This is a genomic window from Roseofilum reptotaenium CS-1145, assembly GCF_028330985.1.
In the GTDB taxonomy this organism is placed as follows: Bacteria; Cyanobacteriota; Cyanobacteriia; order Cyanobacteriales; family Desertifilaceae; genus Roseofilum; species Roseofilum reptotaenium.
This window is the reverse complement of record NZ_JAQMUE010000052.1, coordinates 33,013-40,552: the sequence shown is the minus strand read 5'-3', so window position 1 is coordinate 40,552 and position 7,540 is coordinate 33,013. Positions and strand designations below refer to the sequence as shown.

5 protein-coding genes are annotated in these 7,540 nt (G+C 46.3%); 1 reads left to right on the top strand and 4 read right to left on the bottom strand.

Annotation, left to right across the window (positions count from 1 at the left end; all coding sequences use genetic code 11):
- Positions 1–282: 282 nt before the first annotated feature.
- The 4 genes from PN466_RS08660 to PN466_RS08645 form a co-directional block, all read right to left on the bottom strand.
- The gene (locus PN466_RS08660) at positions 283–1,311 is read right to left on the bottom strand and encodes a hypothetical protein (protein WP_271938731.1); all 1,029 of its coding nucleotides are present in this window, start codon (positions 1,309–1,311) and stop codon (positions 283–285) included.
- Between the two features lie 310 nt (positions 1,312–1,621).
- A complete protein-coding gene (locus tag PN466_RS08655; protein ID WP_271938728.1) occupies positions 1,622–2,209 on the bottom strand; it encodes a hypothetical protein in 588 nt (195 codons plus the stop codon).
- Positions 2,210–2,429: 220 nt separating this feature from the next.
- Positions 2,430–3,308, bottom strand: coding sequence for an RICIN domain-containing protein (locus tag PN466_RS08650; RefSeq protein WP_271938726.1), 879 nt, complete (start codon positions 3,306–3,308; stop codon positions 2,430–2,432).
- Positions 3,309–3,345: 37 nt separating this feature from the next.
- Complete coding sequence (locus PN466_RS08645) at positions 3,346–3,714, bottom strand: hypothetical protein (RefSeq protein ID WP_271938723.1); 369 nt, start codon at positions 3,712–3,714, stop codon at positions 3,346–3,348.
- Between the two features lie 68 nt (positions 3,715–3,782).
- On the opposite strand from PN466_RS08645, the gene PN466_RS08640 reads away from it, so the two are divergent.
- Positions 3,783–7,502 carry a WD40 domain-containing protein gene (locus tag PN466_RS08640; RefSeq protein ID WP_271938721.1) on the top strand — a complete coding sequence of 1,240 codons (3,720 nt, stop codon included), beginning with the start codon at positions 3,783–3,785 and terminating at the stop codon, positions 7,500–7,502.
- Positions 7,503–7,540: the final 38 nt, after the last annotated feature.

The window sequence follows — 7,540 nt, the reverse complement described above, 5'->3', positions numbered from 1 at the left end:
TCGATCAGCTAGAAGAAGTGTTGTACCAGCGCTGCCAAACCTTATTGAAACAGCCAGAATTAATTGGAGGGTTAACCGATTTTTACGGGTGGAGTGAACTCACTGCTATATCACAACTTATTCAACGGACTTGATATTAGAGGATTGGTTGGCAACCTTGCCATGATGCGATCGCACCTGCACAGTCAAGAAAAAGACCGCATCCTGATGGGTTCAGAATGCGATCTCGTGTCTCCAATTCAATTTCTGCTGCTAGACTCAAGTCAATTGGCGATCATCTCTTCATTCAATCCAATCAACGTCTACATCAAAGTTGACCGTATAACATCCATCGGGACAACTGCTTCTGATACTGTGGCTACCCGCTCCCCAATTTCTACTACCAGCAAATCTGGCGTTCACTTCCCCTAATGGATCGTCTTCATCAATCCAACCGGCATCTCTATCAACGCCATTCACAAAAATACTCAGAGTATCTTCTTTTGATAAAGTGGTTTGAAACTGCTTATTAACGGAATAGCTGCTTCCTGTACTCGCATTAGAATTGCTCCAAGTTTGCGTCTGACTGTTCACTCGAAAGGTAAAGTCAACTTCTGCTGAACCTGCTGGATCGGCATCATCTTCAATATAAACCGATCGGAAATTTACGGTTACTCTCGCTTGAGTTGGTTCAGCACGGGTATGAATGACGTGGATGCTATAGATGTCTTGGTTATTATTCTTGAGAATAATGCGATCGATGACTTTTAGTAAATTTCCTGAAATTCCATTCTGACCTAAATTAATCGATACATCAAACTGACCTCCAGCTAGTTCCCGATTAATCACTTTCAGAGAATCAGGATTATCTATATTTGCCTCTCTAGCAGCACTAGCATTCAACTCTGCAATAATCTGTAAACGGTTAGGATCGAGATAATAGCCATAAAATTCAATGGAAGCAGTTTGGGGCTGGTTTCCCTTTAATTGGATTTCTCCAGGTACGGCATTACAAATCACTGGTGTTGGTGCGGGAATAGTACGAGCAGACACTCCCAGAGATTGGGCTAACTCATTTCTTTTTTGGAGGATTTTTTTCTGAACTTCATATCCAGTATACTCATTAATGAATGTCGCATTACAGCGCATTTCTGCACCCGCAGCATTAATGGTGTTTTCCGCAAAATCCGTCAGTTCGCCACTAATGGTTTCTTGAGTTGAGGCTTGTAAATCTTGCACAACTTTACGCCAATTAGCTGATTCATTTTCCAGACTGTTAATGGCGCGATCGAATTCAGCTAGAGTGTTGTTAATTGGATTGCTGACTCCCATACAAGAAGACACCAGCAGAGGGAGGATACAAATTGTACTTGATCTTGAGATTAATCGCAAAAACTTTAGTGTTCTCATGATTTTGGGAAGCGAACTAAATCTTGATTTTTAATGACTTACTTTTTTAACATCTAAACACACATCACTTGATAAATTTGTTAATATCTTCTGGAGTTTTGAAGCGATCGCCCTCCGGACACCCAGAAAGGCGATCGCGTGTCTCCAATTCAATTTAACGGGCTTTTTGTAGGATTTGCTAAATCTGAGAGTTGGAAGTGCAGTTCAACAAAAAATCACATAATTCAATATTTTATTCAACATAAATAGGAATATCAAAGTCACCTTGTTGGAATTCTACAACCCTTCCTCCAAATCCAATTTTACAAATAAGACGAGATCTAGAGCCAGATTTAATTTGCGTTAATTCCCCTACGTGATAACCATTCAAGTGATAAACACCACATGCACTTTTGCCGCGATGGATAGGTACCCATCTTAGTTTTCTATTACCGACTTGATTTTGGAGTTGTCTTATTCCTGCTGTATCACGCCGCCAAAAAACTTGATGGTCTTCATCAATTGCAACGCGATAATGAGATGTTCGTTCTTCTGAACCATTCAATGGATAATTGCAATATCCATCATGTAGCTTGCCGACAAAAAAGTGTGTTGAAAAATGTCCTGAATAAGATTGGTTGCCTCTGGGTATATAGTTTCTCATTATAGATCCAAAACAGAGTTTTACGCCGTAGTAATTGACAAGATTACCCGTAGGTAGATTGTTGACAGAAGCATCTCTTGCCTGTAATTTAGCTTGAGCCGGTTTCGGTAGCAAGAATGAACTTAGTAGCAAGGGTAAAACAATCAATAATTTGTGCAAAAAATTTGGCTTTTGCATGAGTTGATAATGTGGATTATTGTGTACAAAAGATTATTTTGGTTGTCGAGATCGCCTCCTCGACACCCAGAAAGGCGATCGCATTTCTTCAGTTCTTTCACTGAGATCGGCTACTTGAAGTCCTAGGAGCTTTGGCGAACAGCAAACTGCTTCTTTTTAGAGAACTGTTGGTATTCAATGAAGCCGAAGGTCGTTAAGAGTTGCTTGAACCCGAAGATCTTTAACGAGAAACAAATTCCCATCGCTGATCGCTCCGACCTCCACCAGACTCACCAGACAATTCACACCTAGTTAGTTGGACATTTGTACCGTTATTTACTCCAGGCGATCCAGCAACATCAATGCATCTACCTGAGACCATGTTTCGGAGATAACCTCCTCGTAAAAGTTCCCAGCGTTGATCTGTCCGAGCGCCACCAGCATAACCAGAAAACTCACAGAGACCTAATGCAATATTAGCTCCGTTGTGAGTTCCTGGTGCGCCAACTACATCTAGGCAGTGCCCTGAATTTTTTTCAATTAAGTATCCTCGTGAGTTTAATACCCAAACATGATCGTCTTGTTGAGGATTATCGTATGAACAATCCCATATTTGGGCATTACTACCAGCATTACCACCAAGTCTTGCTGGACCAGCATCTCCTGGACGACCTGCAATATCCAAACATCTACCGGATAATTTATTGCGCAGAAATCCTTCAGTGGATTGAGAAGGTCTACTAGAACTTTGAGAGCGCTCTACTCGTTCTACTATGGGTTCAATAAAGCGACGATTAGCCCTAACAAAACAAGGAGAACCATCTCGCGCCTCAACCAGTAGCCAAGGTAATCCTCTTCCATCGTTACGAATAGAAGGAGAACCAATTGTTCTCCTAAGAACAGCGCCTGGCCGTTTAACCTCTAGAACAACAAACCTAGTTCCCGGACGAGATCGGCAGTTTAGACCCTCTGAATCTACAACCCGCCAGCGATCTGCTTCTCTTACATAGGTATAGTCACCATTTTTATCGGGTCTAGGTATTGAAGGAGCAGCGAGTACAATGCTAGAAGAAATAGCAATTGTAGAAAACAAACTTATGCCTAGTAATTTCTTCAACATTTCAAATATCACCTCTAGAAAAAATTAACGTATGAAATTACCGTCCTTGTAAGACTTGCTGAATCTGCTGGTAGGCTTCGGTATTGCCTTGTTTTTGGAACAAACTGGCGGCAGTTTGCAGATCGGAAACAGCACCGGATTTATCACCCAATTGAGCGCGAGCTACACCTCGACCCGCATAGGCTTCAGCATATTCCGAGTACATTTCAATCGCCTGATTAAAATGATTCATTGCTCCTTGAAAATCTTGTTCCTCTAGAGCAGATTCTCCGGCAGTGTAAGACGTTTCTGCCAGCATTTTCATCACATCTCCCATTAGCTGCTGAAGCTCTGGTGCCTCCTCCAATTGAGTGAAGTCCAGTTCCTTGGTTGAGGTTTGTGCTACTTGGTAATTTCCTGTCGCCAAAGAGCTATCAGCGCGAACGATTTCAGGAATGATTCCAGTTACAGATTTTCCACTATAAGCCGGAGTTGGTGAATATTCCCTACCTGAACAACTTCCAGAGTATTAGTGCCGAGGCGTTTGAGGAAAAATGCGATCGCCTCTCCACCCAAGAAAAACCCGTATTGCAGCAGTTCCTCCAGAACCAAACGGATGAAGAAATTGCCGCCTTCCTGGACAAAAATCCCGGAACCATTCGCAAACAGATCCGCAACATCTATCACAAATTCGGCATTCGCGGTAATAGCACGACCCAACGATATTACCTGATCTCCATCTTCTTCACATGCAAACCGGAATTAGTCAAGATACCTCCCCTAACCCACCCAGATGTAGGGGCGGGTTCTGTAGGTATGGGTTCTGTAAGGGCGGGTTCACAAAGATCTGGGTGGGAAAGCGAAAATGTTGGTGAACCCGCCCCTACCTGGGAAACCGAAAATATGGGTGAAATTGTCCCTACTAACAAACAAGACTGGGGAGAAGCGCCCGATGTGTCCATTTTTCACGGACGCAATGATGAATTGGAGACTCTGAAACAATGGATGATTCGAGATCGCTGTCGGGTGGTTGTCCTCTTGGGAATTGGTGGAATTGGGAAAACGGCGCTCTCGGTGAAACTCGCTCAGGAAGTCGCTGGGGACTTTGAAGCGATTATTTGGCGCTCCTTGCGGGAAGCTCCCCCCCTGAGCGAGATGCTCGACGAGATTAACCAGGTGTTAAGCCATGAAGCCGACAACCCAGGGGAATTACCGATCCATCGCCGCATTACCCAACTGATTGATTATCTCAAGGAACATCGTTGCGCGATCGTGTTTGATAATGTGGAAGCAATTTTGCAACCGCAGACGACATCGGGACGCTATCGCCCAGGGTATGAGGATTATGGCGACTTCCTGACGCGGTTGGGGGAAACGTACCATCAAGGGTGCTTAATGCTCACCAGTCGGGAAAAACCGAAGACAATCAATGCGCTGCAAGGAACAAAATTGCCGGTGAGGGTGTGGAAAGTGCAGGGGTTGGATGAGGATGCGGTTGCCGAGATTCTGAAGGAAAAGGGTTTAGACGCAAGCGCAGAAATTGATCGCCAACTCACCGAGTCGTGTAATGGTAATCCCCTGGTGCTGAAACTGATTGCCACTCGCATTCAAGAGCTGTATGGGGGCAATGTGGCAGACTACTTAAACCGTGGGGAGGCGATCGCCATTGGGGATGTCTGCGAAGTCCTCGATCGCCAATGGCAGCGCCTCTCCCTGGCAGAACAGCATATCCTCTATTGGTTAGCCATCAACCGGGAACCCGTCACCCCAGAAACCCTGCAAGAAGACATGATGGCGCAACCTCTACAGCCTGATCGCCAGCAAACGATTGAGATTCTATACTCTTTAGTGGGGCGATCGCTGATTGAATCCATTTCCAGCAGCCTTACCCCCATCACCACCACCCTGCAAAACGTAGTGATGGAATATCTCACCAACCGCTTCATCCAAGAAATCTCCACCGAACTGCACACCGGAAACCTCAACCTCTTCAACAGCCACGCCCTGATCAAAGCCACCGCCAAAGACTACGTGCGCGAAAGCCAAATCCGCCTCATTCTCCAACCCATTGCCGATCGCCTCCTAACCCTCATCGATCCCCAAAATCCCCACCCTTGGGTCGAACACTTTTTACACAAATTGCGAAATTCCGCCCCATCCCCCAACCCCAAATTCCTCGGATATGCCGCTGGCAACCTGATCAACCTCCTCTGTCAACTGAATATTAATCTCTCCCATACCAACTTTTCCCAACTCCCCATCCGCCAAGCCTACCTCAAAGGACGCAGCCTCAACCACACCGACTTTAGCCGATGTTACTTTATCGGTTCCGTATTTACCGATATCTTCGGCCCCGTCTTCTGTCTCGCCGTTAGCCCTAAGGAACGATTAGTCGCCATTGGCGATGGCTACGGGGCAATTCGCCTCTGGGGATTCGATGACAGTCAGCCCTTTTTAACCCTTCAAGCTCATCAAGGTTGGGTGCGCTCCATTGCCTTCAGTCCCGATGGTAACCTTTTAGCCAGTGGAAGCGCTGACCAAACCGTAAAACTCTGGAATCTGGCCAATGGAAACTGTTTAGCCACCTTACAAGACCATCAGGAAACCGTGCGCTCGGTCGTCTTCAGTCCCGACGGTCAACGTCTGGCAACAGGAGCCGCCGATCGCCTGGTAAAAATCTGGAGCCTTGAAAACTTAGACACTCCCCAATGTCTGCATACGTTAACCGGTCATACAGAAGGGGTGTATTGCGTAGCCTTTAGTCCCCATAGTGAACGGATTGCCAGTAGCAGTAATGACATGACCATCCGCCTGTGGGATCTAGAAACCGGTGAAGTGCAAGTTTTGCCCGGTCACGACAACTGGGTCTGGTCAGTGGCGTTTAGCCCCAATGGTCATCTTTTAGCTAGCAGCAGTGATGATTGTACTGTTAAGCTTTGGGAGGTGGACACGGGGGAGTGCCTGCAAACGCTACACCGACATCAGAATGGGGTGCATTCCGTAGCCTTCAGTCCCAATGGTAATCTTTTAGCCAGTGGCAGTGATGATAAGACCATCGTCGTGTGGGATGTGGGTACGGGGGAAATGTTGAATGTTTTATACGGTCATAACAATTGGATTTGGGACGTGGTCTTTAATCCCCACGATGGGGGGAAAACCCTAGCGAGTAGCAGCGTAAATAATTTTGTGAAATTATGGGATGTGAGGACAGGAAAGTGTCAAAAAACTTGGCAGGGATATACCAATTGGATGTGGGGAGTTGCCTTGAGTCCCGACGGGAAACAATTAGCGAGTGGCAGTCTCGATCGCCGGGTACGACTCTGGTGCGTGGAAACCGGAAAATGCCTGAAAACTTTGGAAGGTCACACTTCTACGGTACAGTCGGTTGATTTTAGTCCAGATGGTCAGGTTGTCGCCAGTTCGAGCGGCGATCGCACGGTAAAGTTATGGGAGGCAAGTACTGGGGAGATACTCCGGACGCTAACCGGTCATGAAGATGCTATTTGGTGCGTTCGCTTTAGTCCAGATGGCACCTTGGTCGCCACAGGAAGCGGCGACCAAACGGCTAAGGTTTGGAGTGTTAGTACGGGTGAGTGTTTGTATACGTTTACAGACCATACTCGTCCGACTCGCACAGTGGCGTTCAGTGGTAATGGGGAACTCCTGGCGACGGGAAGCGACGATATGAGCATTTGTCTCTGGAATCTGCAAACGGGGGAATGCGTGAGAATTTTAACGGGTCATCAGGATTGGGTGGGTTCGCTAGCTACGAGTTTGCAAGGCTCAATTTTAGCCAGTGGGAGTGATGATACTACGGTACGGCTCTGGAATATGGAAACGGGAGAGTGTTTGCACACTATACCGGCTCATTATCATTGGGTTCATGCGTTGACAATGAGCCACAACGGGGAGATTGTAGCCAGTGGAAGTAGCGATCGCACCATCAAAATCTGGAATACGAGTACGGGGGACTGCTTGCATACCTTAACTGGACATAACGAAGGGGTGCGATCGATTTCCTTAAGTGCCGATGCTCAAATCTTAGCCAGTGGGAGCGAAGATGAGACCATTAAACTCTGGGATGTTTATCAGGGAGCATTGATCAAAACCCTGCGGGTCGAACCTCCCTATGCAGAGATGAATATTTCTGAAATTGAAGGCTTAACTCAAGCAGCGATCTCCACCCTCAAGGCCAATGGAGCGATTGTAATATAGCGCTTCGCGCTGGGTAATCGGTAATCGGTAATAGAGGA

Bases quoted from the DNA above. Each gene is read 5' to 3' on its own strand.
- PN466_RS08660 (WP_271938731.1), bottom strand. From the start codon at position 1,311: ATGGGAGTCAGCAATCCAATTAACAACACTCTAGCTGAATTCGATCGC.
- PN466_RS08655 (WP_271938728.1), bottom strand. From the start codon at position 2,209: ATGCAAAAGCCAAATTTTTTGCACAAATTATTGATTGTTTTACCCTTG.
- PN466_RS08650 (WP_271938726.1), bottom strand. From the start codon at position 3,308: ATGTTGAAGAAATTACTAGGCATAAGTTTGTTTTCTACAATTGCTATT.